Source organism: Magnetovibrio sp. PR-2 (genome assembly GCF_036689815.1).
Taxonomy (GTDB): domain Bacteria; phylum Pseudomonadota; class Alphaproteobacteria; order Rhodospirillales; family Magnetovibrionaceae; genus Magnetovibrio.
Window position 1 is genome coordinate 413,983 of record NZ_JBAHUR010000002.1, and the last position, 23,730, is coordinate 437,712.

General features: G+C 54.6%; 23 protein-coding genes and 1 tRNA gene. 10 read left to right on the forward strand and 14 right to left on the reverse strand.

Going from position 1 to position 23,730, the window contains the following annotated elements; genetic code table 11:
* Window positions 1–39: 39 nt before the first annotated feature.
* Window positions 40–128: transfer RNA gene (locus V5T82_RS04565), tRNA-Leu, on the reverse strand.
* Window positions 129–239: 111 nt separating this feature from the next.
* Between V5T82_RS04565 and lipB the strand changes: the two genes are divergently transcribed.
* From lipB to V5T82_RS04585, 4 genes are all read left to right on the forward strand, one after another.
* Window positions 240–905, forward strand: a complete 666-nt coding sequence (gene lipB / locus V5T82_RS04570) for a lipoyl(octanoyl) transferase LipB (RefSeq protein ID WP_332894409.1) — start codon at window positions 240–242, stop codon at window positions 903–905.
* Between the two features lie 87 nt (window positions 906–992).
* Window positions 993–1,541, forward strand: a complete 549-nt coding sequence (locus V5T82_RS04575) for a putative pterin-binding protein (RefSeq protein WP_332894410.1) — start codon at window positions 993–995, stop codon at window positions 1,539–1,541.
* A 15-nt stretch (window positions 1,542–1,556) separates the two neighbouring features.
* Window positions 1,557–2,975, forward strand: coding sequence for a sensor histidine kinase (locus V5T82_RS04580; protein ID WP_332894411.1), 1,419 nt, complete (start codon window positions 1,557–1,559; stop codon window positions 2,973–2,975).
* Window positions 2,976–2,985: 10 nt separating this feature from the next.
* A complete protein-coding gene (locus V5T82_RS04585) occupies window positions 2,986–4,122 on the forward strand; it encodes a DNA alkylation repair protein (RefSeq protein ID WP_332894412.1) in 1,137 nt (378 codons plus the stop codon).
* Here the strand turns inward: V5T82_RS04585 and V5T82_RS04590 are convergent.
* The 5 genes from V5T82_RS04590 to V5T82_RS04610 all read right to left on the reverse strand — a co-directional run bounded on the left by V5T82_RS04590 (window position 4,119) and on the right by V5T82_RS04610 (window position 8,878).
* Window positions 4,119–4,403, reverse strand: a complete 285-nt coding sequence (locus tag V5T82_RS04590; RefSeq protein ID WP_332894413.1) for an acylphosphatase — start codon at window positions 4,401–4,403, stop codon at window positions 4,119–4,121. The genes V5T82_RS04585 and V5T82_RS04590 overlap by 4 nt on opposite strands.
* 2 nt (window positions 4,404–4,405) lie before the next feature.
* On the reverse strand, window positions 4,406–4,819 hold the full coding sequence (locus V5T82_RS04595) for an acylphosphatase (protein ID WP_332894414.1): 414 nt from the start codon (window positions 4,817–4,819) through the stop codon (window positions 4,406–4,408).
* A 137-nt stretch (window positions 4,820–4,956) separates the two neighbouring features.
* Window positions 4,957–6,954, reverse strand: a complete 1,998-nt coding sequence (locus V5T82_RS04600; RefSeq protein ID WP_332894477.1) for an acetyl-CoA carboxylase biotin carboxylase subunit — start codon at window positions 6,952–6,954, stop codon at window positions 4,957–4,959.
* A gap of 143 nt (window positions 6,955–7,097) precedes the next feature.
* Window positions 7,098–7,316 carry a hypothetical protein gene (locus V5T82_RS04605; protein WP_332894415.1) on the reverse strand — a complete coding sequence of 73 codons (219 nt, stop codon included), beginning with the start codon at window positions 7,314–7,316 and terminating at the stop codon, window positions 7,098–7,100.
* Window positions 7,317–7,345: 29 nt separating this feature from the next.
* Complete coding sequence (locus V5T82_RS04610) at window positions 7,346–8,878, reverse strand: acyl-CoA carboxylase subunit beta (protein ID WP_332894416.1); 1,533 nt, start codon at window positions 8,876–8,878, stop codon at window positions 7,346–7,348.
* Window positions 8,879–9,028: 150 nt separating this feature from the next.
* Between V5T82_RS04610 and V5T82_RS04615 the strand changes: the two genes are divergently transcribed.
* The 5 genes from V5T82_RS04615 (at window position 9,029) to V5T82_RS04635 (ending at window position 13,824) form a co-directional block, all read left to right on the forward strand.
* Complete coding sequence (locus tag V5T82_RS04615; protein WP_332894417.1) at window positions 9,029–9,589, forward strand: septation protein A; 561 nt, start codon at window positions 9,029–9,031, stop codon at window positions 9,587–9,589.
* Between the two features lie 141 nt (window positions 9,590–9,730).
* Window positions 9,731–11,209: a circularly permuted type 2 ATP-grasp protein gene (locus V5T82_RS04620; protein ID WP_442917246.1), complete on the forward strand. Its 1,479-nt coding sequence runs from the start codon at window positions 9,731–9,733 to the stop codon at window positions 11,207–11,209.
* Window positions 11,202–12,152, forward strand: a complete 951-nt coding sequence (locus tag V5T82_RS04625) for an alpha-E domain-containing protein (RefSeq protein ID WP_332894418.1) — start codon at window positions 11,202–11,204, stop codon at window positions 12,150–12,152. Before V5T82_RS04620 ends, V5T82_RS04625 begins: the two co-directional genes overlap by 8 nt.
* A 12-nt stretch (window positions 12,153–12,164) precedes the next feature.
* Complete coding sequence (locus V5T82_RS04630; RefSeq protein ID WP_332894419.1) at window positions 12,165–13,010, forward strand: transglutaminase family protein; 846 nt, start codon at window positions 12,165–12,167, stop codon at window positions 13,008–13,010.
* 73 nt (window positions 13,011–13,083) lie between these two features.
* Window positions 13,084–13,824, forward strand: coding sequence for a proteasome-type protease (locus V5T82_RS04635; RefSeq protein WP_332894420.1), 741 nt, complete (start codon window positions 13,084–13,086; stop codon window positions 13,822–13,824).
* Here the strand turns inward: V5T82_RS04635 and V5T82_RS04640 are convergent.
* Genes V5T82_RS04640 through V5T82_RS04650 form a run of 3 tightly spaced genes read right to left on the reverse strand, consistent with a single transcriptional unit; the run spans window position 13,821 to window position 17,172 of the window.
* The gene (locus V5T82_RS04640; RefSeq protein WP_332894421.1) at window positions 13,821–14,519 is read right to left on the reverse strand and encodes an ATP12 family chaperone protein; all 699 of its coding nucleotides are present in this window, start codon (window positions 14,517–14,519) and stop codon (window positions 13,821–13,823) included. The two genes, V5T82_RS04635 and V5T82_RS04640, sit on opposite strands and share 4 nt — an antisense overlap.
* A 9-nt stretch (window positions 14,520–14,528) precedes the next feature.
* Window positions 14,529–16,490 (reverse strand): AsmA family protein, encoded by a 1,962-nt coding sequence (locus V5T82_RS04645; RefSeq protein ID WP_332894422.1) that lies wholly within the window; start codon window positions 16,488–16,490, stop codon window positions 14,529–14,531.
* Window positions 16,491–16,500: 10 nt separating this feature from the next.
* A complete protein-coding gene (locus V5T82_RS04650; RefSeq protein WP_332894423.1) occupies window positions 16,501–17,172 on the reverse strand; it encodes an HAD-IA family hydrolase in 672 nt (223 codons plus the stop codon).
* Window positions 17,173–17,241: 69 nt separating this feature from the next.
* Here V5T82_RS04650 and V5T82_RS04655 point away from each other — a divergent pair, with 69 nt between their 5' ends.
* Entirely contained in the window at window positions 17,242–18,789 is a 1,548-nt protein-coding gene (locus tag V5T82_RS04655; protein ID WP_332894424.1) for an SLC13 family permease, read from the forward strand.
* Between the two features lie 24 nt (window positions 18,790–18,813).
* On the opposite strand, the gene V5T82_RS04660 is transcribed toward V5T82_RS04655, so the two are convergent.
* From V5T82_RS04660 to V5T82_RS04680, 5 genes are all read right to left on the reverse strand, one after another.
* A complete protein-coding gene (locus V5T82_RS04660; protein WP_332894425.1) occupies window positions 18,814–19,347 on the reverse strand; it encodes a PAS domain-containing protein in 534 nt (177 codons plus the stop codon).
* Window positions 19,348–19,361: 14 nt separating this feature from the next.
* On the reverse strand, window positions 19,362–21,176 hold the full coding sequence (locus V5T82_RS04665; protein WP_332894426.1) for a methyl-accepting chemotaxis protein: 1,815 nt from the start codon (window positions 21,174–21,176) through the stop codon (window positions 19,362–19,364).
* A gap of 210 nt (window positions 21,177–21,386) precedes the next feature.
* Window positions 21,387–21,803 (reverse strand): bacteriohemerythrin, encoded by a 417-nt coding sequence (locus V5T82_RS04670; protein WP_332894427.1) that lies wholly within the window; start codon window positions 21,801–21,803, stop codon window positions 21,387–21,389.
* 381 nt (window positions 21,804–22,184) lie between these two features.
* Window positions 22,185–22,601, reverse strand: a complete 417-nt coding sequence (locus V5T82_RS04675; RefSeq protein WP_332894428.1) for a hypothetical protein — start codon at window positions 22,599–22,601, stop codon at window positions 22,185–22,187.
* A gap of 202 nt (window positions 22,602–22,803) precedes the next feature.
* The gene (locus V5T82_RS04680; protein ID WP_332894429.1) at window positions 22,804–23,730 is read right to left on the reverse strand and encodes a sensor histidine kinase; all 927 of its coding nucleotides are present in this window, start codon (window positions 23,728–23,730) and stop codon (window positions 22,804–22,806) included.

Here is a 23,730-nt window from a genome sequence, read left to right on the forward strand (position 1 = left end):
ACAAAAAACCCCACCCGGCTGTCCGGATGGGGGTTTTATTGGTGCGGTCGAGAAGACTCGAACTTCCACGGGATTTAACTCCCACAGCGACCTCAACGCTGCGCGTCTACCAGTTCCGCCACGACCGCATATATCTGGTAGAACAACGCCCTGAAACAGAACGTTGCCTGCGGGGGGTATAGCGAATACTGTCAGCCCTTTCAAGCAAAGACGCACAAAACTGCAAAATTGATCGAAAAATGTCTCAAAACAACGACTTACCCTCGGTGCTCTGGCGCGTAACGGACGACTTACAAGACTATGAGACCGCCCACGACTTCATGGAAAGCCGTGTACAAGGCATTCGTGACGGGTCTGAGGGTGAAATCGTGTGGCTTTTGCAGCACCCGCCGCTCTATACAGCCGGCACCAGCGCGGACGCGGGCGATCTTTTGGACAGCGAGCGTTTCCCCGTGTTCGAAACCGGGCGCGGCGGTCAATACACCTATCACGGCCCGGGCCAACGCGTGGGTTACTTCATGCTGGATTTGAAAAACCACGGTTCCGACGTGCGTGCCTATGTCAACAAGCTGGAAGAAGTCATGATCCGCACCATCGCCGCATTTGGCGTTACGGGTGAACGGCGCGAAGGCCGTGTCGGCATCTGGGTCGAGCGCAGCAATGGGCGCGAAGACAAAATCGGCGCCATCGGCGTGCGGGTGCGCAAGTGGGTGAGCTTTCACGGGCTTGCGCTCAATGTCGAGCCGGATTTAAGCCACTTCGGCGGCATCGTGCCCTGCGGCATTTCAGAACACGGCGTGACGTCGCTTAGGGACCTCGGCGTCAAAGCCACCATGGACGAGGTTGACGACGTGCTGCGCCTGACCTTTGAAACCGTGTTCGGACGGCAAACTGTGGTCGAGTAAACGCAGCCGAGCATAGACGCCTTCGTTATTTTTGCCTATCATACAAGCGGTTATAGGCTTTTCAGCCTGAATTCAAAAACCATGGGGATGGAAGAGGGCACTTTGATCGGGTTTTTGCGCCGTTTCGCGTTGGCTATTTGTATCGCGACCCTCGCCAGTGGCGTCTGGGGCCATGCGCACGCCGACACGCCTGTCATGCCCTTGGCCCTGCCGACAGGCCAAGTTGTCTTAAGCATTCAGGGCAAAATTCAAAATCCGAACCAACCGCCCGCCGCCAACTTCGATATGGAGATGCTCAAACGGCTCACATCGACAACCCTTTCCACCCACACACCGTGGACCAACGGCTTGGTGCACTTCAAAGGCGTCACCGTTCGCGAACTGCTTCGCGTGGTCGCGGTGCATGGAACCCACGGAGAATTTTCCGCACTCAACGACTATACGGTCAAAATACCGTTGTCGGACTTTGACACGTATGACGCCATTGTCGCCTATGAAATGAACGACGCGCCCATGAGCCGACGCGAAAAAGGGCCCTTGTGGTTGATCTACCCCATGGACGCCCATGACATGTTACGCACGCCGCGCTATCGCGATCGTATGGTCTGGCAACTACGCACGATAACGGTTCAATAAGCCTGGGGGAGACGTATGAGCCGGAAGCTGATGATAAACATGGTTTTGGCGCTGATGGTTTTCGGCGCCATCACCGTGTTTTCGTTTGTTGGCTTCAACAGCCTGGATCGTCAACACGACCAAGAAGTCAACCGCGCGCAAGCTGACATCTGGGTCTTGGGCCAACTCACCTTGGAACTGGAACGTACGCTGCACACCTTGCACATGTATGCCCAGAACCAAGACGTTAGCCATGACGAGGTCGTACTGCGTTACGATATTTTGTGGAGCCGCATCCCCCCAATTTTGCAATCAGCGGATACGCTACATCTGCGGGAGTTTGAAAACCTCGAAGCGCTGATGCTGTCCTTGGAACACCTTCTTGAACAAATCGATCCCATCATCGAGAACTTAAAGCCCAACGACCATGCCCAGATCATGGAAATCCACGACACGCTGGTGCCGTTTTCGTCCAAGCTGAACCGGGTCGCGTCCTTAGTGGTGTCGAACACCAACGCCCCCGACGATGCCTATTTTACCATGGTCGAAAACCGGACGGCGACCTTGCGCATTTCCATGATTGTCATTGTCATCGGCGCTTTTTTAATCGTCACTCTTTTGGTCATGGAAGGTCAACAAGTGACCCGCCTGTTGAACCACGCGCGAAAATCCGAACAGTTGGCCGAAGACGCCAACCAAGCAAAATCATCGTTCCTCGCCAATATGAGCCACGAGTTGCGCACCCCGCTCACGGGCATCATCGGCTTTTCAGGCATGATGGAACAAGAAACCATGGGGCCGCTTCCGCCGAAGTACAAAGAGTACGCAAGCGATATCGAACGAAGCGGTAAACACTTGTTGGAGTTGATCAACGACATCTTGGATCTGTCCAAGGCCGAAGCCAATAAGATCGAGCTGGACGCCGACATCTACCCCATCGCCGATATCCTCAAGCAGTCCGAACGCCTTATCGCGGGCATGTTGGAAACCTACACGGTGCATGTGGTCTGTGACTTTGACGACAGCCTACCTGAGCTCCGCATTGATCGAAGACGGATTGTCCAATGCGTGGTGAACCTTCTGTCCAACGCCATCAAGTTTTCACCGGACGGCAGCACGGTGCGCCTCAGCGCTGCTGGGACGGCCAGTGGGGGGGTAACCATTACCGTTGAAGACAACGGTAATGGCATGAGCGCCGAAGACATATCCATCGCCATGCAGCCCTTCGGTCAAGTCCGCCACGGCCCCGAGGTCCAACACGAACCGGGAACCGGCTTGGGACTGCCTTTGGTGAAGTTGATGATGGAGCTTCACGACGGCGATTTTGAACTGTCATCCCAAATCGACAAAGGCACCACAGCAAAACTGATCTTCCCGGCTAGCCACGTGATCAAACGCTATAACCAATCGGGGGGAGATGACAACGGACGGTCGTTCATCTTCACCGGAAGCTGAGGCTCTACCCGTGCCAGAACCTTTTAAAAATCTATTCAACGTTCAGCTGATTGAAGGTTTGGGCGGTCATTTAAAACGCGTCCACCCACCGTTCGACGTCAAAGGATTCATCGCATACTGCACCAACGGCTTAGACGCGCTGGAGCTCAAAGAACGTTCTGCCCACATCACGGATGGGTTGGAGCAGTTCCTACCTCAAGCATTTGAAGCCGCTGTTACGGTTATGATCGACAGCCTCGACCCGCAAACGGATGCTCCCCTGGACGCAACGGATAGCACCTCTACGCCCGATGGTGTGCGCGGTTGGGCCATCATGTCCATGGCGGACTATGTCGCACGCCACGGACAAGAGAACGTCTCTTTGTCCTTAAACGCCTTAAAAGACATGACCTCCCGCTTTTCGTCCGAATTCGCCATCCGTCCGTTTTTGTTGAGCCACCCAACCGAAACGCTCAAAGCCATGGCAAAATGGCAGAAAGACCCTAACGAACATGTTCGCCGTCTGGTCAGCGAAGGGTCTCGCACCCGCCTGCCCTGGGGCATACAGCTCAAACCTTTCATCGCAGACCCTGCCCCGGTTTTAAAATTGCTGGAGGGTCTGAAAGACGACCCATCGGAATACGTCCGCCGTTCGGTGGCGAACAACTTAAACGACATTTCCAAAGACAACCCCGACGTTGCCGCCCGCACGGCTCAAGCTTGGATAAAAGGTGCTGATGAAAACCGAAAACGCCTGATCCGTCACGCGTTGCGCACGTTGATCAAGGCCGGACATCCGGCTGCCCTGAAAGCTTTGGGCTATGGCAAACCGAAGGTGCGTGTCGAAACCTTTTCCATCTCCACACCCCGTGTGCAATTGGGTGAGGCGGTAGACTTTGAGTTCACCCTCGCCTCCTCCACAAAAAACGCCCAACCGCTGATCATCGACTACGCCATCCACCACATGCGTGCCAACGGCAAAACCAGCCCGAAGGTGTTTAAGTGGAAGACTGTGGAATTGAAAGGCGGCGAAAGCCTCACCATCTCCAAACGTCACAACATCAAGCCTGTCACCACGCGCAAATATTATTCGGGGACACATAAAGTGGAGGTTTTGGTGAATGGGGTATCTTTGGGGGTTGCGAAGTTTGAACTCGACGCTGACTAACACGTTTCGCGCAGCTCAAAATCGTCCTCATTTGGCACATCCGCATCCGACAGCTCCACGCCCGTCACGTTTGCCAAGGGCGGGCCTTTTTGGCATGCCATCGCCATGTCTTTGATTTGCTGAGACGTGCCGCAGAATACGGCTTCGACTGTGCCATCGCGGCGATTGCGCACCCAGCCTTTGAGACCCAGCTTGCGCGCCGTCTTTTGCGTCCAGGCGCGATACCACACACCCTGCACCCGGCCAGAGATAATGGCGTGCTGCGCCACAAGATCGCTCATACTCACATCCCCGCCGGGGTTAAGTGGTGAAAGCCCTGCCACATGGGCTCATCGCCCTTCATGGGCACCTCTTCGACTAACAACATGTCCACCGGACGTGGGCCGTCTTGCAGGTACTCCAGCATCTGGCGCACATCGCCTTCTTCTCCGGCGAGCAAGATATCCATATCGTGGTTTTCGTTGGACCGCGCCCAACCATCCAAGTGCAACGTGGTGGCTTCTTCCACCAGCCAGCGCACAAAAACGTCGGAATGCACCAATCCACGTGCATGCAGACGGACAACTTTATCGTGGTGTTGGAATTGACGTTTAGGGCCTTGGTGATGACGGACACGTTCGCGTTTGGCGCGCCGGGGACGTTTTTCCTCCGGTCGTTCAAACGGGATGACGTTATCTTCTTCGTGCTCGTCGGCCATAAATCCCCTGAGGTCGGTGTGGATACCCGACTCCCATTGTAAGGGATTCGCCCCCTCTTCCCCACATTTTTTCAAAACGGCACAAAAAAGCCCCGCAATTCCGAAGAACCCGGGGCTTTTATGATCTAGGAGCTCACTTATTCAAACGACAAGATCACCTGGTCCACAGCCAAGCTGTCGCCCGGCTTGGCAGATACGTCTTTGACCGTGCCGTCTTGCGTCGCGCGCATGACGTTTTCCATCTTCATGGCTTCGATCACGGCTAGCTCTTCGCCCGCTTTGACCTCTTGGCCGACTTCGACGGAGACCGACAGCAACAAGCCCGGCATCGGCGACATCAGCAGTTTGGAGGTATCGGGCGGCAGTTTGATCGGCATGTGCTTGTAAAGCTCTGCACCCGTAGCAGACATCACCCGTACATCGGCTTGAGAGCCAGCGTGCAGCAAGCGATAGCCCACCGCCAAGCGATCACATTGAATAATCACGTCGACGCCGTTCACGGTGCCCGTAAACACGGCATCGGCCAATTGCCAATCAGAGCGCACTTCGATGGTCTGCTTGGTGTAACCGCGCGCCGAGATGTTGATATCCCAACCGCCGTCCACAGCCTCGACACTCACTGGAATGTGCTTTTTATCGACCAAAGCGATCCAGTCTTTGGACACTTGACGTTCGTGCCCGCCTTGCTGACCGCTGATGGACGCGGCACGGGCTTGATAGCCACAGTGCATAGCTGTCGCGACCGCAACGAAGATGGCCGGGTTGTCGTGCACCACGTCGGATGCATGGAAGCCGTCGGGGTATTCTTCGGCGATGAAGCCCGTAGACAGGTTGCCTTTGACGAAACGGTCGTGGTTCATCAACGCGGACAAGAACGCAATGTTGTGCTGAACGCCGCGGATGTAATAGCCGTCCAACGCTTGGCGCATGTTCATAATCGCCGTGTCACGATCCGCACCGTAGGTCACCAGCTTGGCGATCATGGGATCGTAGTGCATGGAAATCTCGCCGCCTTCATAGACGCCGGTGTCCACACGCACATCGTCACCTTCAGGGGCTTTGTAGCGGCTCAAACGGCCGATGGAAGGCAAGAAGTTGCGGAACGGGTCTTCGGCGTAAACGCGCGATTCAATGGACCAGCCTTCCAGCTTCACGTCGTCTTGGCTGATCGGCAGTTTTTCGCCTGCCGCCACACGGATCATCATCTCAACCAAATCGAGGCCCGTGATGTATTCCGTCACCGGGTGTTCCACCTGCAGACGCGTGTTCATTTCCAAGAAGTAGAAGTTCTTTTCTTGGTCAACAATGAACTCGACCGTACCGGCGGACACGTATTTCACAGCCTTGGCAAGTGCGACGGATTCTTCACCCATGGCTTTGCGGGTTTCAGGGTCGATGAACGGCGACGGTGCTTCTTCAATCACCTTTTGGTGGCGACGCTGAATGGAGCATTCTCGTTCATTCAAGTACACCACGTTGCCGTGTTGGTCGGCCATCACCTGGATTTCGATGTGACGCGGGTTGACGATGAATTTTTCAATAAACACACGGTCATCACCAAAGGACGATTTAGCTTCGCGCACAGCGGACACAAATGCTTCTTTCAAATCGGCATCGTTCTCGCAAACGCGCATGCCTTTGCCGCCACCACCGGCAGAAGCTTTCAGCATCACCGGATAGCCAACGTCGCCAGCGACCTTTTTGGCTTCTTTGAAGTCTTGCAGCGCTTTGGTGTAGCCCGGAACGGTGGACACACCGGCTTTTTCAGCCAGCTTTTTGGATTCGATCTTATCGCCCATGGCTTTGATGGCCAGTTCGTTCGGACCGATGAACGCAACGCCTTCGCGTTTCAGCTTGCGGCAAAACTCAGAATTTTCTGACAAGAAGCCATAGCCCGGGTGAACCGCTTCGGCTTTGGACTTCTTGATCACCTCCATGATTTTGTCGACACGCAGGTAGCTTTCCGAAGACGCTGCCGGGCCGATGCAATATGCTTCGTCGGCTTGTAAGACGTGCAAAGCATCGCGGTCGGCTTCGGAATACACCGCGACCGTTTTGATGCCCATGGCCTTCGCCGTTTTGATCACGCGGCATGCGATCTCGCCACGGTTGGCGATGAGGATTTTCTTGAACATTTTGGCACGCTTGGGCGCAGCTTTTTTCTTCGCTGCGGCCTTCTTAGCGGGCTTTTTAACTGCCTTTGTTGCAGACTTTTTGGCAGACATTGTGAGATCCCTTCTCAACTTTGCGTCCGACGCCCCCGCGCCGGACGACGTCATCAATCTTGATCGTTAAACAACGACATTACAGTCTTGGCTCTGGGAACGATGTAAAAACCGCCGACGATCAGCACCAGCAAGAACCAAGGAACCGCAGGGGTGTAAGTGATGTTGGCATAAATCGCCAAATACACTGCGGCGAAGTACGCCACCACCAAACCGCCGAAACGGCCCAGTTCCTTTGAGTTCTCTTTGCGCTGTTGATCGTCCAAGGTCATTCATTGAACTCCCATCACACCAAAATCGCTTACAACGGAATGTTGCCGTGTTTCTTCCACGGATTTTCGACATTTTTGTCTTTCAACATTCTGAGCGAACGCGAAATGCGCACACGCGTGTTGTGTGGCATGATCACGTCGTCGATAAAGCCCCGGCGACCCGCAACGAACGGGTTGGCGAAAGCTTTGCGATACTCTTCGGTGCGTGCCTCGATCTTGGCGGTGTCTTTCAAGTCGGCGCGGAAGATGATTTCCACAGCGCCCTTGGGACCCATCACAGCGATCTCAGCCGTCGGCCATGCGAAGTTCACGTCACCGCGCAAGTGCTTGGAGCTCATCACGTCATAGGCACCACCGTAAGCTTTACGCGTGATCACGGTGACCTTCGGCACGGTGGCTTCGGTATAAGCATACAGAAGCTTCGCGCCGTGGGTGATAATGCCGCCATGCTCTTGGGACGTGCCCGGCATGAAGCCCGGAACGTCGACGAACGTGACGATGGGAATGTTGAAGGAATCACAGAAGCGAACAAAGCGTGCTGCCTTGAGCGAGCTGTTGATGTCCAAACAACCCGCCAAAACCATAGGCTGGTTGGCAACAACGCCGACCGTGGAGCCTTCGATGCGAGCAAAGCCGATGATGATGTTTTCGGCGTATTTCGGCATCAGTTCGAAGAAATCACCTTCGTCGACGACTTTTTCGATCAGCTCTTTCATATCGTAAGGCTTGTTGGGATTGTCGGGGATGATGGTATCCAACGACATTTCCACGCGGTTCGGGCTGTCCGGGGTCGGACGCACCGGCGGCTTTTCTTTGTTGTTGGCCGGCAAGAAGTCGACAAAGCGGCGCAAGTACAACAATGCCTCTGCGTCGTTTTCAAAGGCGTTGTGCGCCACACCGGATTTCGCCGTGTGTGCGGATGCACCGCCCAGTTCTTCTTGGGTGACTTCTTCGTGGGTCACGGTTTTGACCACATCGGGGCCGGTCACGAACATGTAGGACGTGTCTTCGACCATAAAGATGAAGTCGGTCATGGCCGGAGAGTACACCGCGCCACCGGCGCAGGGCCCCATGATCACAGAAATCTGCGGGATCACGCCGGACGCCAGCACGTTGCGTGTAAAGACGTCTGCGTAGCCAGCCAGAGAATCAATGCCCTCCTGGATACGTGCGCCGCCGGAATCGTTCAAGCCGATGACCGGCGCGCCAACTTTCATGGCTTGGTCCATGATCTTGACGATCTTGTCCGCGTGCGTTTGGCTGAGCGATCCGCCGAAGACTGTAAAGTCTTGGCTAAAGACAAAGATCAAGCGGCCATTGATGGTGCCATAGCCCGTCACAACGCCGTCACCCGGAATAGAGTTTTTCTCCATACCGAAATCGGTGCATTTGTGCTCCACGAACATGTCCCATTCTTCGAAAGAACCGGGGTCGAGCAAAAGCTCAAGCCGTTCGCGGGCTGTCAACTTGCCCTTGGAATGCTGGTTGTCAATGCGTCGTTGCCCGCCACCGAGGCGCGCTTGCTCGCGTCGCTTTTCGAGTTCTTCAATAATATCGTGCACTGGTTTTCCCCAACGTCTCTTGAGAGAGAATTGTTATCGTTTCCATTTATTTTTCTTATTAAGCGCTTTTTTGCACCTGCGAAGCAAGAACGCAAGGCAAAAAATAACGTCTGACTTTTATCCTTCTCAACAAATTGATATAACCCCCTCATGAATCAAGGTTTGAAGTTTATATTAGAGATTGGTCCATTACTCGTGTTTTTCTTCATGAACGCGAGATATGGCATTTTTACCGCGACCGGGGCCTTCATGGTCGCGATCACCGTTTCGCTTGCGTACTCCTATATTCGCCTAAAACGCATCCCCACGTTGCCACTGGTCACGGGCATCGTGGTGCTGATCTTTGGGGGGCTAACACTGTACCTTGAGGACGAAACGTTCATCAAGCTCAAGCCGACCATCGTCAACACCCTATTCGCAACCGTATTGTTCGCAGGTTTGTTTTTCAAGAAAAGCTATCTCAAATCCGTTCTGGACGGCGCGATGCACTTGGATGACGAAGGATGGCGCAAACTGACCTGGCGTTGGGCGTTTTTCTTCATTGTGTTGGCGATCTTGAACGAAGCCGTGTGGCGCACCCAGACCACAGATTTCTGGGTGAACTTCAAAGTCTTCGCCATCATGCCCATCACCATCGTCTTCAGCCTCACACAGCTGCCTCTGATCTTCAAACATCAGATTGAAGACGAAGACCCGGCAGAACAGGCTTAAACGCCTAAAAAGTGTGCAACTGCATCGCCAGCCCCCGCCCTTAGCCCCTTTTTTGGGCTCAAGGGGCGGAAATGCTCTTGATTTTCCTGGCACATCGCTTGCAACCTAATCTCCGCGCCACAAATGAGGAGACCGCGTTGCATGAGCGAAAGCCCAACGCCGACGGAAAACACCCCACCCGCCTTCTTTGACGAAATGGTCCAATTGGGCGGCGAGCCGCGCAAAGGCATGGAACAGCTTGCCAGCTGGATGGTTGAAGCCCCGCGTGACATGCTCAAGATCCGCCAGACAGAAGCTGAAAACTTGTTTCGGCGCATCGGCATCACCTTTGCAGTTTATGGCGAAGGTGGCGATCCGGAACGCTTAATCCCGTTCGACATCGTGCCGCGCATCTTGCTGGCGTCGGAATGGGCCTTCATGTCGCGTGGTCTGGAACAGCGGGTCAAGGCGCTGAACATGTTCCTGCACGACGTATACCACGACCGAAATATCATCCGCGCGGGCGTCATACCCGAGAATCTGGTGCTGCAAAACAAAGCGTATCTTCCGGAAATGCGGGGCGTCACGGTGCCCGGTGGGGTTTACACCCACATCGCAGGCATTGATTTGGTCCGCACCGGTGCGGAAGAATTTTATGTGTTGGAAGACAACACCCGCACACCGTCTGGTGTGTCGTACATGCTGCAAAACCGCGAAGTGATGATGCGGCTGTTCCCCGAAATGTTCAACAGTCACCAAGTCGCCCCGGTGGAACGCTACCCCGAAGATTTGTTGGCAAGTCTCAAAACCGTGGCGCCGCCGACGTGTGAAGGTGACCCCACGGTCGTGGTGCTGTCCCCGGGTCTTTACAATTCCGCGTACTATGAGCACACCTTTTTGGCCGACAAAATGGGGATTGAGCTGGTGGAAGGCCAAGACTTGTTCGTCAAGGACAATACAGTCTTCATGCGCACCACCCAAGGCCCCGAACGCGTCGATGTGATCTACAAACGCTTGGATGACGACTTTATCGACCCGTTGGCGTTTCGCGCCGACAGCTCTTTGGGCGTGCCGGGTCTGATGAACGTTTATCGCTCTGGCGGTGTGACCATCACCAACGCTGTTGGGGGCGGCATTGCCGACGACAAAGCGATCTACATGTACGTGCCGGACATGATCAAATTCTATCTGGACGAAGAGCCCATTTTGAAAAACGTGCCCACGTATTGGTGTGCGCGTGATGACGATTACAAATACGTCTTAGACCATCTGGAAGAATTGGTGGTCAAAGAAGTCGCCGGGTCGGGCGGCTACGGCATGTTGGTGGGCCCTGCGTCCACCAAAGAAGAGCGTGAAGCCTACGCCTTGCGCATCAAGGCTGATCCTGCCGAATTCATTGCCCAGCCGACCCTGTCGCTGTCCACCTGCCCCACGTTTGTGGCGGACGGTTATGCACCGCGCCACGTGGATTTGCGTCCGTTTGTGCTGGTGGGCGCGGATAAAGTGAGATTGGTCCCCGGCGGTTTGACCCGCGTCGCCATGCGCGCAGGATCGCTGGTGGTGAACTCATCCCAAGGCGGCGGCACCAAAGACACCTGGATCCTTGAAGACTCTCTGAATCTAGGGGGTGCCAATGCTTAGTCGCACAGCCGCAAGCCTCTATTGGGTGGGGCGCTATATGGAACGCGCCGAAAACTTGGCCCGCATTTTGGAAGTTGGTTATCGCATGAGCCAGATGCCCGACTTAGAAGCGGGTGGCACACGCAACGAATGGCCGTCCAGCGCTGTCGCAGCGGCGTGTGAAGACGGCTTGATCGAAAAACACGGTGAAGCGAACTTGGACACGGTTCTCAGTTACATCGCGCTTGATCCAGAAAACCCGTCATCCATTCACGCGTGTCTTGAGACCGCGCGCACCAACGCCCGCGCCGTGCGGACAGCCGTGACGTCGGAGATGTGGGAAAGCCTCAACGACACGTGGCTGGAGTTCAACGGCCAATGGCGCAAGTCGCTCAAGAAAGACAATCTGTTGTCGTTTCTGGACTGGGTCAAAACCCGTTCGACGATTTTTCGCGGGGCCATGTCGGGCACCATGTTGCGCGATGAGCCCTATGCGTTCATCAATGTCGGCACATTTATCGAACGCACGGAAAATACGGCGCGCATTTTGGACGTGAAGTTTCACGTGTTGTTGCCCCAAGGCGAAAGCATTGGCGGTTCAGTCGATTATTACCAATGGGCGACGGTGCTGCGCTCCGTTTCGGCACTGGGCTCGTACCACTGGGTTTATCGCGATGCCATCAAGCCGTGGCAGGTAGCAGAGCTGTTGATCTTGAAAAAAGAAATGCCGCGTTCGCTGGTGTATACACTCAGTCAGGTCAGTTACTACTTAAACCAGATCGGTGATGGACACGGTCGGCGGTACGACAGCCAGCGCTTGGCTGGCAAGCTGCATTCTGAACTGGATTTCAGCAAGGTTGACGATATTTTCCAAGATGGCCTGCACGAATATTTAGATAAGTTTTTGGTGCGCAACAATAAGCTCGGCGTCGCCATCGCCGAAGACTTCCACTTTTATCTGTGAGGCGGTGAAGCGATGCATATCACGATCAATCACGAAACTGTCTACACCTATGAAGAGCCCGTCAGCTATTCGATCCAAAGCCTGCGTTTAACGCCCCAGCCCTACGACGGGCAAATCGTGCGTTCTTGGTCAATCGAAGCGCCTAAGGCTGGTATGCTGCATGCGTTTAGCGACAGCTTCGGCAACGTTACGCATACACTGGTTATCGACAAACCGCATGAAGAGGTCCGCATTCGGGTCAAGGGTGAGGTGCACACACAAGACACCAAAGGTTTTGTCAAAGGCACCACAGACCCCTTTCCCGCATCGTTCTATTTGCGTGAAACCGATCAGACCAAGCCCGACGGCGCCATCCGCGCCATCGCCCGGGCCGCACAAAGCAATGGCGAAGGCGTGTTGGATATTCTCCACGCGCTGATGGGCACAATCCGCGACGCCATCGACTATCAAACCGGCGAAACACACGCCATGACCACGGCGATTGAGGCGCTGACCAATGGCGCAGGCGTATGCCAGGACCATGCCCATGTGTTCATCGCCGCCGCACGCGCCATCGACATTCCGGCACGCTACGTTTCGGGGTATTTGCTCCATTCCGCCGATGGTGAAGAAAGCGAAGCTTCTCACGCCTGGGCAGAGGCTTTGGTGCCGGACTTGGGCTGGGTCGCTTTTGATGTTGCCAACAGCGTCTGCACGACGGATCATTATGTCCGAGTCGGCGTCGGCCTTGATTATCAAGAAGCCTCGCCGGTGCGCGGTGTTCGCCGTGGGGGTGGCGACGAAAAACTGGACGTCAGCGTTTTGGTTTCACAAACCCCAGGCAGCACAGTCAATTCGACAGGAGGGGCTCAGCAATAGCCCTTCCATCTCCACCTGGGGGGACTGCTCTGTGCATCATGGACGCATTACCAAAAACGACGGAAGACTGAAGATGACCTATTGCGTAGGCCTATATCTCGAAAACGGCTTGGTGATGCTGGCCGACACCCGCACCAACGCGGGCGTGGACAATGTTTCGACCTACTCCAAAACCTACACATGGGAAAAACCGGGTGAGTGCTCCATCGTATTGATGACGGCGGGCAACTTGGCCATCACACAATCGGTTATCAACATCTTGGAAGAAGGCCTGCCTGTCGAAGACAGCGACGAGCCGCAAACCATGCAGAACGTGCCCACCATGTTCCAAGCCGCCCGTTTGGTTGGGCGCGCTGTGCGACAAGTCTACGAAGACGACGCAGAAGCCCTAAAAGCCCAAGACACGCCGTTCTCCGCCTCGTTTCTATTAGGGGGACAGCTCAAAGGGCGCACCCAGAGATTGTTCGAAGTGTATTCAGCCGGCAACTTCATCAATGCCACGCCCGACACGCCATTTTTGCAAATTGGCGAGCATAAATACGGCAAGCCGATTTTGGACCGCGCGCTCAGCTACGACGACACCACGCTGATGGACGGCGTGAAGCTGGCTTTGTTGTCGATGGATTCCACGGTGCGATCAAACCTGTCAGTGGGCTTTCCGCTGGACTTGGTGATCATGAAAAAAGACACCCAGGCCGTCAGCCTGCAAACCCGCATTGACGAGCACGACCCCTACTTCCAGCAACTGTCTCAAGACTGGTCGGACGCACTGCGCAATGCGTATCTAACGCTGCCGTCGCCCGATTGGGCTTAAGTGCTCAGCAATTCATTAAACTGCACGGCCGTCTTCAGCTCACCGCGCACGTGTTCGCGCCGCGCGGTGGCTTCGGCGTCTTCGCCCCAGAGCTCGATTTGGTGGTCTTCGTCCACGTGAATGACTTTGAACGCTTGATCGCCGTCCAAAGCACCAACGAACATGGCAAAACCCACGACGATGGAGCCCGCGACGCCGACCATTTCAGCCAACGCGGTGAGCTGCCAATTGTCCATATCTGCCATAGCGGCTGCGAAGCCTTGTTTGGAGCTGTCGTCTTGGCTCACCGGGATGACGCCTTCGACCACTTTGAGATCCGCACCAAACGTTTCTTTAGCCCAATCCAACAGCGGCTGCCAGACCTTGGCTTGGCGTTCGACCAAGTCTTGTGGAGATCCTGCGCGGTAACACAGCAAGTCCGTGTCCACATAACGCAGCAATCCGTCAATCATCGCGTCGCGGGCATCGGGAATGCGGTCAATGGCCGTGCCGCAGAGCTGCATCAAGGGCATGGAGTTGGGATCGACATCTTCGCCTTGGCCTTCCCATTCTTCAGCCACAGCCTCGGCCAACGCATGGGTCGGCAGGGACAAGGGCTTGCCCGCAGGTGTTTTGATGGGGCGCCCGTCTAGGACGACCGTGAAACCACCTTCTGTCTGGTGGGCGGCGGCGTCTTTGTAAAAGCGTTTGGTCATGGGAAAGCTCTATTGTTCAGCGGTGTTTTCTTCAGGGGTCTTACCCCCCTTGAGCGCCTGAACGCAAGGGTCATTCTTCTCTTCTTGCTCTTTTTTCGCCTTGTCGCTTTCCACTAATGAGATGGTGTCCGCCAAAAGCCCGGCAATGGCCTTAACCGGTGTTTTGATGATATTGCCCAACGTACCGACCACGGCTTCCTTCGCCGTCACGTGAACCTCTGGCTTTTTCAGACTACCCTCAACCTGAAATGGCACGGCAAAACTGGCCAAACTGGTGGATTTGGCGTCCGTGTTGACGTGCAGTTTCAACACCTCTTCGCCCAAATCAACCGTGCCGTTCACTTTGACATGCATGCCGCTGGTGTCCACCACCACGGACTTGGCCGTCGCCAAACCTTCGGCAATGGGCACCTCCGCCAGCACACAAGAAATGGCATTGGCGTCTTTGTTTGACGCCCATGGCAAAATGGAAGTCACACTTTCGGTGAGCTCAACAATTTTGTGATCGTGAATACGACCGTTGCGACCGATCATCTTCACATGTCCATTTGTGCTCCCCGCCAACTCGTGCGCCGACTTGCCTTTGGCGATGAGCAAGATTTCTCCGTCCATTTTGAGATCTAGCAAATCGCCCTGCCCGCTCAACGCCGTCACCGTGCCGACATTGAAGTTGCGCAAAGACGCCTTGGTGTGAACATCCATACCGGACGCAGAGGGTTTGAGCGTTGCCGTGTAATCGATGCGCGCCTGATCAAAGATGAACGAAGCGGGTTGGATTTCCACCGCCCCGCTCTTCAGCTTCACCTTGGCGCGCACATCGGTCGCGCTTAAGTCTTGATACTTGATCTCCTTGCCAACGAAATCAACTTGGGCGTCTAACGCATCTAAGCCCTGAATATCGATCTCGTCAGTGGAAAAGACCTTATCCCCACTGGAGATGCTATCGGTTTTCGGAAAAAACGATGTGATGTCGAGTGTCTCTGAACGCAGACGCGCTTTAACGCTGGGGCGGGTGTCGCTGAGACGGACAGAAAGCGCGCCGCCTATATCGAAGTCTTTGGTCTGCGCTTCCAGCCCTAAAAAGCTCACGGCTTTACCGACCATGGTGACTTTCCCGCCAAGTTCGATCTCTCCTAAATCGGGAATACCCTCCAGATTGAGAAGCTTGCCTATGAACTGGGGATCAAACACCTGAGCTGCAAAGTCCGCAGAGATGTCCAAGCCCCTGCCCGGGTGCTGCAAGGTCGCGTCTAAATTGGCAGATATATCCGGCCCGTCGATTTCCAGCTTGAAAGGAAACGGCTTGGGTTCAGCGCTTAGGATTTGCGCAAGCGAGCCCATGCGCGCATTGGCGTCCAGCGTGACACCATTGAAGACGCCGACAAACCCACCCCTGAGCGCGGCGTCGAAGCTGTCGGCTTGAAAGCGCGCACTTTTGAGGTTGCTTTCAAATGTCATCCCCGTCGCACCGTCTTTATAAACCGTGCGGATGTTTGTTAAGCGAACGTCGTGCACCGACGGGTTGAGTTTAAATTTTGACGCCGTCGCATTTTCTTTTTCCGTTGGCGCCTGTGCAGCTCTGAACTCCCAATTGGTGAGCCCTTTGCCATCGGTTTCCAGGTTCAACCGCAACCCTTCAATCACAACGTAGTTGATGTCCAAGTGGCCTTTGAGCAACGCCATCAAGTCCACCTGGGCCTCTAAGTGTTCGAGGACCATCATGTCATCGGTCGAGCCCCAATCGGCATTTGCGAGGTGCACGTCGGAAACCGACAAGGACGGGGTGAGCGATAGATTGAACTGCAGATCACCCGCAATGACGAACGGACGCCCCGTGGCCCGTTCCACAATGCGGTCCAGCTGAACTTTGACGCGCGAATAGTCCGAAGACTTGAGCATCACCCCCAAAGACGCCAAAAGCGCAATACAGAGCACGCCCAGGCCGAAAATGATTTTGAAGAAACGCGCCATCGCCTTTTGCTCAACCCTTGTTCAGTATGGCTTCAATCAAGTCTTTGGCGGAGTGCACAACTTGGGCCGCTCCTGCGTCCATCAGTTCTTCAGTTTCGTGATAGCCCCACGACACGCCAATGGCCCGGACCTTAGCATTTTGCGCCATTTGCATATCGAACGTGGTGTCGCCGATCATCACGCTGTTGGTGGGGTCCACGCCTGCTTCGTCCAACGCTTTGAACATCATTTCCGGGTGCGGCTTGCCCAGGGCACGATCCGCCGTCTGATGCGTGACGAATCTGTCCAGTATCTTGTGATGAGAAAGTGTGCTGACCAAGCCCCGGTGAGATTTCCCCGTCGCTACGCCCATGAGCCATCCGGCAGCGTCGAGCTGATCCATGACGGCTGCAATACCATCGTAAAGAGGCTCCTCTACACTGCCGACTTGGCGCAGTTCGAAAAACGCCGCTTTATAGGTTTCGCTAACCACTTCCGATAAGGCCTCATCGACGTTCTCGGCCAGCTGTCGAATGGCCACCGCCAAAGGCAGACCGACGACCCGGCGCACGGCTTCGTCGCCGGGGTAATCAAAGCCGTGATGGTCGAAGGCGGCCTTCATGGAGTGCACGATAGATGCCTGAGAATCGACCAAAGTGCCGTCACAATCGAAAACAGCCAAAGAGAGTGGGTTGTCAGTCATCGGTTCTTCTTCCAAAGTGGTGTTCGTGTAAAATTGCCCCATGAATTTGTTCTAAATAAGATTGATCACATGACCGACAAACGCAACCCCACACCAGCCGAACCCAATCACAAACACGGCTCACCCGAAGCCATTCCCGATGAGCATGCTCACAACGCCAAAAGCCAGCGCCTGCCCGTTTGGTTTGGCTTGGTTCTTGGGCTGGGGCTGTTTTTGGTTATGCGCGCTCTACCCGCGCCGTCGGGCATGGCGGACAGTGCCTGGGCTGTGGCCGCGGTGGCCGTGTTGATGGCGACGTGGTGGCTCACCGAAGCCATCCCCGTGCCCGCAACGGCGCTGACACCTTTGGCTTTGTTTCCTCTGTTGGGGCTGGGGTCGATCAAGTCGGTCGCCGCACCTTACGCTAATCCGCTCATTTTCTTGTTTCTGGGCGGTTTTTTGATTGCCTTGGCCGTTGAACGCTGGGGCTTGCACAAACGCATTGCGTTGTTGGTTTTGTCACGCGCAGGCACCAAACCGCGCCAACTGGTGGGCGCGTTCATGGTGACGGCTGCGGGGCTCAGCATGTGGATTTCCAACACGGCGTCTACCGTCATGATGCTGCCCATCGCGCTGTCGGTCATCGGCATCGTCGTCGCCGCAGGCGGTGCAGGACGCATCAAAGGGTTCGACGGCGCTTCGTTCTCCAAGGGATTGTTGATCGCCACCGCCTACGGCGCAAGCATGGGCGGCATCGCCACGCTGGTGGGCACCCCGCCCAACGCCTTATTGGCCGGGTTTGTGTCCGAGAACCTCGGCATCGAAATTGGTTTTGCCCAATGGATGGTGATCGGCGTGCCGACCACCTTAATCATGTTGGTTCTGGGCTGGCTGATCTTGACGCGTATTGTGTTTCGTTTGGGTGCAGAAGCCTTGCCGGGTGCTGCCGATGCCATTCACCAAGAAGTCCAAGCCCTCGCCCCCATTTCGCGCGCGGAAAAGCTGGTGAGTGTGGTGTTTGGCGTCACCGCAATCCTCTGGATGACACGGCCTTTGCTGCAAAAGGGCCTGCCGATGCTGTCCGGACTGACAGACGCCGGCATCGCCGTCAGTGCCGGGCTGTGCCTGTTTGCCATTCCGGTCAGTCTTAAGGACCGGGAATTCTTGCTCAATTGGGAGTGGGCCAAGCGCTTGCCCTGGGGCGTGTTGATCCTGTTCGGCGGCGGGCTGAGCTTGGCGTCTCAAGTCTCCGCCAGCGGCCTTGCTGCGTGGATTGGCGACGCCATGACGGTATTTAGCGGCCTGCACTTGCTGTTCACCATCGTTTTGGTCACCGCCGTGATTGTGTTTTTGACGGAAATGACGTCCAACACCGCGACCACGGCAACGTTCTTGCCTGTCATCGCCGCCTTGGCCACTGCCATGGGGTCCGAGCCGATGATGTTGTTGGTGCCAGCTGCCATGGGGGCCTCCATGGCGTTCATGATGCCCGTCGCCACACCGCCCAACGCCATTGTGTTCGGCGGTGGACAACTGACCATCCCCGACATGGCCCGCGCCGGGTTCTTGGTGAACATCGCCGCGATCTGCGTCATTACCGTCTTGGTGTGGTTCTTGGCCCCGATGTTGTTTGTTTAAGGGCCATCTTCATCCAGAGTAAAATCACGCCTCCAACAAACCGAAGAGGAACTCTTCGTATGTGACACCCTTTTCACCTAAAACCTTCAACAGCAATTGGGTTGCAGCCTCGACCGCGTCTTTGGGGCTTGCGTGACGCTCTTCTTCTTCAAGCAACATTTTGTAGACCCCGGTGATGGTTTGTGTGGCGCTCTCGCTCGGCAAGCGACGGCTGGAATGATAGGACACGATTTGTCCCTCTTCATCAAACGTCGGCGTCACGTGTGCAAACACCCAGTAGTGATCACCGTTTCGTGACAAATTGACCACGAAGGCAAAAATTTCCTGCCCCGTAGAAATGGTGTCCCATAAAAGCTTAAAGACACAGCGCGGCATCTCGGGATGGCGCACGATATTGTGCTGCTGACCGAGCAATTCGTCTTCCGTATATCCTGCCAATCGGCAAAACACATCGTTGGCATAGGTGATGACGCCGGAAGGGTCCGTTTTGGAAACGATGATTTCTTCTTTTGCAAAGGTGCGCTCGACCCCGGTCGGGGTGATTGTTGGACGTGCCATAAGATTTTCTCCCCCTAGATCGAACGAGCCGTATCGAGATACGTTTTGGTTTCTGCATCCAATTGTTCAATGGTCGGATGGATGTCTTTGGCCGCCCATAGCACCTTGATACCCGCACCATAAGAGGCAATCCTTTGGCGAGACACACGGCCGATGCTATCTGACAAGAGATCCATACTGCTGGATACCGATTCCACATTTTGCGCGATTTTATCGGTTGCTGCCGTTTGTTCTTCGACGGCGGTGGCAACACTGCCCGTAATTTCGTTTACGGTTCCAATGGTGGAGGAGATGGTCTCGATGGCCTCGACGGCTGAGGAAGACCCAGTTTGGATATCGCCAACCTGTCTGGCGATTTCCTCCGTCGCTTTGGCAACTTGGCCCGCCAAGTTTTTGACTTCCGTGGCCACGACCGCAAAACCCTTTCCGTGCTCCCCGGCCCGCGCGGCTTCGATGGTCGCATTCAGCGCCAACAGATTGGTCTGTTCCGCAATGTCGTTGATCAAGCTCACAACGTCTTTGATTTCCGTCGAGGCCTCCGCAAGAGCACGGATTTTATCATTGGCGTCTTTTGCATTGTCCACGGCTTTATGAGTGATTTGTGTCGACTTGGTGATTTGGGAACTGATTTCTTGAATGGAACTCGACAACTCTTCCGCAGCGACCAAAACCATCTCTACGGTTTGTTTGGCCTCCGTTGCGGTCTCCGTCACTTCCAACGAGCGATTGCCGCTGGAATCCAGGTTTTGGCTCATGCTCTCGGCGATTGTTTCAATTTTACCCGCACCCGATTTGACATTGTTGAACGTCATATGGATCTGATTTTCAAAGCTGTCGGTCACCCCGCCAAAGCCCGTGATTTTTTCGCTCATCACGCGCAACGACTGATTGACCTGGTCGCATGAGCGTTCGAAATCACGAACCATACCTGCTCTGACGATGCAGCGGTTATACCGCCCCGTCGCCGCAGCGTCCATGGCCGCCCCCACTTCGCGGTTGAAAGCTTCGGTGCGGTCCAAAAGACTGTTTAAGTTCCTTTGCATTTTCGCGGCCTCATCACGGCCCCGTATATGCGTCAAACGGTGATCCAGATCACCCGAAGCCGCAATGGAGAGACCGTCGGAGACCCGCAAGATCACATTGGCGACGCTGATCATCTTTGCGGAAATAAAGCCGATGATCACAAGACCGACGAAACAAAAGCCGGTCAAAAGAAGAACCGTGTTGTTGCTGGTTGCCAACCAATCATCAACCAAATGGGTCAGGCGTTCACTTTCCATGGTGCGCATGGTGTTGATGGCTTCGTTGACGCCCTCCAGGCTTTCACCCATTTGCGCTGCAAAGGTGTCGAACTCCTCCATCATGATATTGCCGCCCTTGGGGCCTTCATCAATATAGGCCTGGGCCATACGTTTGCCACCCGCATAAAACGGAGCAAAGCTGGCTTCCAGGGCATCCAGTTTGGACATCACATCAGCGGCGTTGAGCTCCTGCGCCAACTGACGGGCGTTGTTTAAATCCTCTTGGAATTTTTGGGCAAAGTTTTCAGCTTCAGCAAAACCGTCGTCGAAACCGGGTAGACCACGTGTTGCGGAAATATCCGTCAGCCATTGCTGAACTTGAATGACATCAGCATTGATATCCTTGATCAAGATTTGCAAAGGAACCAGAGTTTCCGTTGCCCGGTGAGTGGTTTTGGAAACCTCGCTAAAACCGGACGCAACACCGTTCAAAATCAAGATGGAAGCGGCTGACAAGATGACAACGCCACTCAGGATTGTCGCCGTCGCTATGATCGCTTTGCTTTTAATTGTTGTTAGATCAACCATACGCATGATCCCCCTCATGATGGTTATGTCTAGCGCTGAAGTATGAGCGTGAATTATATGATGTTTATAATAGGAAATACATCAAAACCTCCACACACCTTTTGTGATTATTACAAAAAATCAACCCCAAAAAGAATATTTGTACGCATGGCACGCGCAACGCAAAGCTGCGTACTTGAAATTACACAGCAGGTGATCTTCGTCTTGAGATCAAAGCTGAGGCGTTAAGGTGTCGCTCCGTCCACCCGTGACATAAGGCTTGAGCTGCATGTCTTCTTTAATGACATGCTCGATCAGCCAATCATGTAAAAAGGTGGATAGCTCATCAATGTGCACGTTTTTGTGCTCATCGATGCGCTTGTGCATTTCACGCACGGATTTGAGCAGTTCGTTGTGGGCATCGCGGTGGGAAGCCCTGTGCGGATAGTGCACGGCCTCCATCAAGGTTTCTTCGCGAATAAAGTGTTCGTTGGCGTATTGCTCTAAGCTGTCGAACGCCGGGCTCAGTAGGTCGTAGTTTTCCTTGGCAACCACCCGTTCATAGGCGTTGATCAGTTTAATGAGATGCTTGTGATCATTGTCAATGGCTTCGTTGCCTACGGATAACTTGTCGGTCCAGTCGATCATCTCACATCTCCTTATCTCATAACTTTTATTGTGGCCCCATTTCTCCACCAACGCCACCCCAAATGAGGCAATACAAAAGCCGCAGATGAACTGATCACCTGCGGCTTTGTCATAAGGCCACCGGGTTCCTTGCGGCCCACGCTTAGAACCCGGTGGTAAATCCACGACCCCTATGGGGCGCCAGACAATGAGAGAGGCCGTGGAATTCTTATATTCTCAAGAACACAAACCTAGGCCGGACGTCTTTTGATGTCTCATTTAAACCTGTGGCTTGCTGCTGGGTCCTTTGCGGCCCACGCAAGGGACCCAGCTGCATATTCCATGACCTCTATGGGGCGCCAGACAATGAAGAGAGGCCATGGAAACTCAATTTGTCGTACATCACTTACACGTGACGGAAGCGTCGTACTCCATATCACGTTTGTACCATTCCGGTTCGATCCATACGGCCACCGGACGGTCTTTCATAACTTTGCGTTTGACCACGAACGATACCTTTTGGCTGGGCGCAAGGCGCAGGCGGCGTTCGCCGATCATGGATTTGTTATCTGCATGGTAAAGGCGCAAAAATCCGGTCCGCGGCCATTTGGCGCCACGGTTGACGATTTTGAACACCGCACCTTTGTCCGTGCAAGTACTGGTAATTTCCAACTGCAAAAAGTTGGGAGGAGACACAGCAACCTCAGCTGAACGGGCACTGTCGGCGGAAGCCGCCAAAGTGTCGCCAGAAGCCAATCCGAGTAAAGCGGTGGCGGCAAAAGCTGCTGAGCACAATTTAATTTTTTGTTTGAGTTTCATCAACAGTCTACCTTGTGTTTGAACGACCGGGGGGTCGCCCAACGCCAAAGTCAGAAAGCCGAGAAATAGAGAATCTCACTGTCTGTTTTAGCGCCTATTACGGATTAAACACGCGCAAGCTGACAACTACCTGACAGGAAGGAAAAACCCTAATTAAGCGATGGTTAATTCAAGCACTTTCAATGCACTAGAAGGGGATTATCTACGCTTTTTGCAAGCACATGGTAAAAGTTGCACCACCGCCGGGCGTATCCCCGACACTGATGGTGCCGTGGTGAGCTTCCGCAACACGACGCACAATGGATAAACCAAGGCCCGTGCCGTCCCCGCGTCGGTCTGCTCTTTGGAATCGCTGAAAAATAACTTCGCGTTTTTCTTCTGGAACACCCTGCCCGCGATCAATCACCTGAACCCCGACCAGACCTTGGCCAACACCGTCCCCATCAGGCAGTATCTTAATGGTGATGGTCGAGCCGCGCGCACTGTATCGTATGGCATTTTCCACCATATTGCGGAGCGCCAAGTCGATGGCAAACGCGTTGGCGTTAACAAAAATGGGGGTGTCACCGTTTAAAACTTCGATGGAACGCCCCTCTTTGATCACCAGCGGCGCCAGGTAAGATGCCACGTCGCCAACGATTTCAGAGAGATCCATGACATCGTTGGGCGATAGCTCCAATCGCTCAATGTGATTGCGCGCCATAACTTGATCGACAATGCGCGACATGCGCGTGACATCCTCACTGAGCTGTTTGGCCGATTCTTGGTCTTCCAAGCAATCTAGGTGGGCACGCATCACAGCCAACGGTGTGCGCAATTCGTGGGCGACGTCTGCGGCAAAGTGCATATGCTCAGCCTTGGCTTTGAAAACCGTGTTTTCCTTGTCACGCAACTCTTTGAGCAACGTCGGAACCAATAAGGAATACACCAAAATGGCAAAACACGACGCGCAGAGCGCTAAACCAACATGATAGCCGTTCATATAAGCGTACGTGGTTTCGTCGGGGACCCACCCCATCTTCGCAAAGAAGAGCTCTTCGCCCTGCAACACCCACAACACCGCCAACAGCAAGGTCAAGCCCAGGCTGAGCGCTGCCAACTTTAAAACGAGGTGTTTGTGGTTTTGCAC

Coding starts and splice junctions, on each gene's coding strand:
- V5T82_RS04630 (WP_332894419.1), top strand. CDS start 12,165: ATGCATATCACGATCAATCACGAAACTGTCTACACCTATGAAGAGCCC.
- V5T82_RS04615 (WP_332894417.1), top strand. CDS start 9,029: ATGAATCAAGGTTTGAAGTTTATATTAGAGATTGGTCCATTACTCGTG.
- lipB (WP_332894409.1), top strand. CDS start 240: ATGTCTCAAAACAACGACTTACCCTCGGTGCTCTGGCGCGTAACGGAC.
- V5T82_RS04590 (WP_332894413.1), bottom strand. CDS start 4,403: ATGAGCGATCTTGTGGCGCAGCACGCCATTATCTCTGGCCGGGTGCAG.
- V5T82_RS04625 (WP_332894418.1), top strand. CDS start 11,202: ATGCTTAGTCGCACAGCCGCAAGCCTCTATTGGGTGGGGCGCTATATG.
- V5T82_RS04655 (WP_332894424.1), top strand. CDS start 17,242: ATGACCGACAAACGCAACCCCACACCAGCCGAACCCAATCACAAACAC.
- V5T82_RS04580 (WP_332894411.1), top strand. CDS start 1,557: ATGAGCCGGAAGCTGATGATAAACATGGTTTTGGCGCTGATGGTTTTC.
- V5T82_RS04670 (WP_332894427.1), bottom strand. CDS start 21,803: ATGATCGACTGGACCGACAAGTTATCCGTAGGCAACGAAGCCATTGAC.
- V5T82_RS04650 (WP_332894423.1), bottom strand. CDS start 17,172: ATGACTGACAACCCACTCTCTTTGGCTGTTTTCGATTGTGACGGCACT.
- V5T82_RS04665 (WP_332894426.1), bottom strand. CDS start 21,176: ATGGTTGATCTAACAACAATTAAAAGCAAAGCGATCATAGCGACGGCG.
- V5T82_RS04645 (WP_332894422.1), bottom strand. CDS start 16,490: ATGGCGCGTTTCTTCAAAATCATTTTCGGCCTGGGCGTGCTCTGTATT.
- V5T82_RS04635 (WP_332894420.1), top strand. CDS start 13,084: ATGACCTATTGCGTAGGCCTATATCTCGAAAACGGCTTGGTGATGCTG.
- V5T82_RS04640 (WP_332894421.1), bottom strand. CDS start 14,519: ATGACCAAACGCTTTTACAAAGACGCCGCCGCCCACCAGACAGAAGGT.
- V5T82_RS04605 (WP_332894415.1), bottom strand. CDS start 7,316: ATGACCTTGGACGATCAACAGCGCAAAGAGAACTCAAAGGAACTGGGC.
- V5T82_RS04595 (WP_332894414.1), bottom strand. CDS start 4,819: ATGGCCGACGAGCACGAAGAAGATAACGTCATCCCGTTTGAACGACCG.
- V5T82_RS04575 (WP_332894410.1), top strand. CDS start 993: ATGGAAGAGGGCACTTTGATCGGGTTTTTGCGCCGTTTCGCGTTGGCT.
- V5T82_RS04660 (WP_332894425.1), bottom strand. CDS start 19,347: ATGGCACGTCCAACAATCACCCCGACCGGGGTCGAGCGCACCTTTGCA.
- V5T82_RS04675 (WP_332894428.1), bottom strand. CDS start 22,601: ATGAAACTCAAACAAAAAATTAAATTGTGCTCAGCAGCTTTTGCCGCC.
- V5T82_RS04620 (WP_442917246.1), top strand. CDS start 9,731: ATGAGCGAAAGCCCAACGCCGACGGAAAACACCCCACCCGCCTTCTTT.
- V5T82_RS04600 (WP_332894477.1), bottom strand. CDS start 6,954: ATGTTCAAGAAAATCCTCATCGCCAACCGTGGCGAGATCGCATGCCGC.